At 31.4% G+C, this 3049-nt stretch carries 5 protein-coding genes; all 5 read left to right on the top strand.

Going from position 1 to position 3049, the window contains the following annotated elements; all coding sequences use genetic code 11:
- Positions 1 to 281 (top strand): DUF6624 domain-containing protein (locus tag FLP08_RS15390; protein WP_341485025.1); only part of this gene is annotated, 281 nt, incomplete at its 5' end.
- Between the two features lie 160 nt (positions 282 to 441).
- Positions 442 to 954, top strand: coding sequence for a hypothetical protein (locus FLP08_RS15385; RefSeq protein ID WP_156278061.1), 513 nt, complete (start codon positions 442 to 444; stop codon positions 952 to 954).
- A 210-nt stretch (positions 955 to 1164) separates the two neighbouring features.
- Positions 1165 to 2244 (top strand): DUF262 domain-containing protein, encoded by a 1080-nt coding sequence (locus FLP08_RS15380; protein WP_156278059.1) that lies wholly within the window; start codon positions 1165 to 1167, stop codon positions 2242 to 2244.
- Between the two features lies 1 nt (position 2245).
- On the top strand, positions 2246 to 2704 hold the full coding sequence (locus tag FLP08_RS15375) for a HEPN domain-containing protein (RefSeq protein ID WP_156278057.1): 459 nt from the start codon (positions 2246 to 2248) through the stop codon (positions 2702 to 2704).
- Positions 2705 to 2860: 156 nt separating this feature from the next.
- Positions 2861 to 3049 (top strand): hypothetical protein (locus FLP08_RS16505; protein ID WP_156278055.1); only part of this gene is annotated, 189 nt, incomplete at its 3' end.

The following is a 3049-nucleotide window of genomic DNA, read 5'->3' as shown; positions in this document are numbered from 1 at the left end:
ATAAATATTTACCAATGATAATTAAAGCTGCTAAAAATGGCCAACTAGATGAAGATTTAGCAGCTATGTATCATGATCGATATTTAATGCATCGAGGTTTACCACAAATTTATGGTAGCCAATTCTTAATTAAAACAGTAAAGGATTCAGTTACAGGAAAAAAAGAAAAGATCTTCGAATTATATAAAATTAAAGACACTTCAAAAGTTGATTCTTTACGAAGAATGGTTGGAATGATTCCTTTGAAAGAATATATACGTATCAACAATATTCAGGAGTAGAAATAACAGCACACAACAACGGTTCATCGCCAATAAGCGGCAGCGTTAGAAAGAAAATAATTAACTTGACCAACAAACCAATAATAAGCCGACAAATCCGCGTCCCGCACTCCGCCAACTGGCGATAACCGAGACCGTTGTGTGCTATTTTAATTGAAATTTGAACTTCATAAAAAACATATCCGACTACCTAAAATTTAAATTTTACTGGAAATTTCCAGATGCTGTATTAGCAGCTATAATTTTAGATCAAGAAGAAAATCAAGTTTATGGTAGGGTAAAAAAAGGATATGCAATTTTAGAAAGTTTACCATTACCCAAAACAGGTTATCGATATAAAGATATAGTCAAAGTTTCAAAAACTGATAAAGTCCAATTCTATAGAGAGGATAAAATTCAAGAATTTAAAAGTCAAAAGATTTATAGAAAGTCAAATATTCCAACCTTTGTTTTTGGATTGAAATTGTCTGAATATCAAGATTATTTTCAACTACAAGAAAAATTCAGGGAATTTGGACATAAGATTTTGATACCAGATTTTAAAGCGGATAAAATCGGAAAATGGATAACAAGTTATGGCAGCTCTGATAATCTAAAACAAGTAAAAGAAATTTTAAAAAAGTTTACTGATTCTAATAAGAACTGCAAAATAAGGAATATTGAAAAAGCGTAAAAACAGCACACAACAACGGTTCATCGCCAATAAGCGGCACCGTTGAAAGAAAATAATTAACTTGACCAACGAACCAATACTAAGCCGACAAATCCGCGTCCCGCACTCCGCCAACTGGCGATAACCGAGACCGTTAGCCACAATTAATTTTAAAAATTGTAACAAAAAAGAAAAGTTCTAAATTTACATTCCAAATGAAGCTTCATATTTATGGCAAAAAATAATCAACTCGATTTATTTACTAATATTATAGATGATACTGAGGAAGAAGTACTAACATTTCGATATGAAATTTCTAATTATGGAGCAGATTACCCAGTTGACTCTTTGGTTAAAAGATTGAGAAGCGAAGCAATTTTCGTACCTCCATTCCAAAGAAGATATGTTTGGAACAAATTTGAAGCTTCTAAATTTATAGAATCGCTACTATTAGGTCTTCCAGTTCCAGGAGTTTTCCTTTCCAAGGAACCAGTTTCAAATAAGTTATTAATTGTTGATGGTCAACAGAGATTGTTGTCTTTAATGTTTTTCTACGATAAGAAATTTAAAGATGGTTCTGAATTTAAATTAGTTGGAGTTCAGCAAGACCTTGAAGGAAAAACCTATGACGATCTTAATCCATCTGATCAACATAGATTAGATGACTCAATTATCCATTCAACTATTATAAAACAAGAAGTTCCAGATGATGATGAAAGTAGTATTTATCAAATATTTGAGAGAATAAACTCTGGAGGAAGGCCACTAAGTCCTCAAGAAATAAGAGCGTGTATTTACTATGGCAAATACAACGAATTGCTTGTTGATTTAGCTATGAATAATGAGGTGTGGAGGAAATTAATAGGTGGTGAACACAATGACCGTCTTAAAGAAGAGGAATTAATCTTACGATATTTCTCATTATTATTTCATAGAAGTATCTATCAAAAACCTATGAAGGAATTTCTTAATAAGCATATGGCACTTAATAGAAATTTAAATATTCATTCAGCTAAAAACCTAAAAAAGGTTTTCAATAATACGATATCTTACGTTTATGAGGCTTTGGGGAAAAATGCTTTCAGACTACAAAGAGGTGTTCATTCTGCTATTTTTGACTCTGTAATGATTGGTGTGACTGAAAGAATTATAAAAAAAGGTGAGCCAGATATTGATAAATTTAAAAAGGCTTACGAGGAATTAATTGAGAATAAAGAATTCAAAAAATCCTATACTTCAGCAACTTCAGATGAGAATAGCGTCGAGATTCGAATAAATTTAGCTGTAGAAAAGTTTATGAGTTTGGATTAATATGAAGTGGAAACTTGAGCAACAGGAAAAAAAGCTTGACAATTTATTTGATCTGGTTCAAAATGTAGAGGACGAGGAACAACAAGCAATTTTATCAAAATTTTTATGCATTCGTGCTTCAGGTTTTGTAGAGAGTTCAATTAGAAATTTAATCGCTGAATTTACAGATGGATCTGCTCCTAAACAGATTCAGTCTTATGTTGGAAAAGAAACAAAATATATTACCAATTTGAGGTATGACAGATTAAGTAAATTATTAGGCACTTTCGATTCCTCCTGGAAAGAAGAGTTAGAAGAAAAAATAAGCGAAGAACAAAAATCTGCTTTGAATACAATTGTAAGTAATAGAAACAACATTGCTCATGGCGAAAATGATGCTATTTCATATTCTTTAATGTTTAATTATTATTCCAGAATAAAAGAAGTGGTTGAGATTTTAAAAAACATAGTTAGAAAATAAATTAACTGTGGCTAACAACGGTTCATCGCCAATAAGCGGCAGCATTAGTAAGAAAATAATTAACTTGACCAACAACAAAATACTAAGCCGACAAATCCGCGTCCCTTACTCCGCCAACTGGCGATAACCGAGACCGTTGTAGCGCATTTTTTAAACATGAATTTAATCACAATTGAACATTTAAGAATATTTGATCAGCATGGAGGTAACTACGAATCTTTAGAAAGAGTAGGCACAAATAAAGAGAAAGAATTATTCATAGATAATGACATATTTGAAAAAATAGATGAATTAGTACATAACCAATATTTGATAAAAAATAACTTAGCTTCAAGAAAATTTAGC

Origin of the sequence: Christiangramia aestuarii (genome assembly GCF_009735585.1) — a bacterium.
Classification (GTDB): Bacteria; Bacteroidota; Bacteroidia; order Flavobacteriales; family Flavobacteriaceae; genus Christiangramia; species Christiangramia aestuarii.
This window is presented reverse-complemented; position numbering and strand designations above follow the sequence as displayed.

What these genes read in the sequence shown, in the direction of transcription:
- FLP08_RS15375 (WP_156278057.1), top strand. Translation starts at nt 2,246, where the DNA reads ATGAAGTGGAAACTTGAGCAACAGGAAAAAAAGCTTGACAATTTATTT.
- FLP08_RS15380 (WP_156278059.1), top strand. Translation starts at nt 1,165, where the DNA reads ATGGCAAAAAATAATCAACTCGATTTATTTACTAATATTATAGATGAT.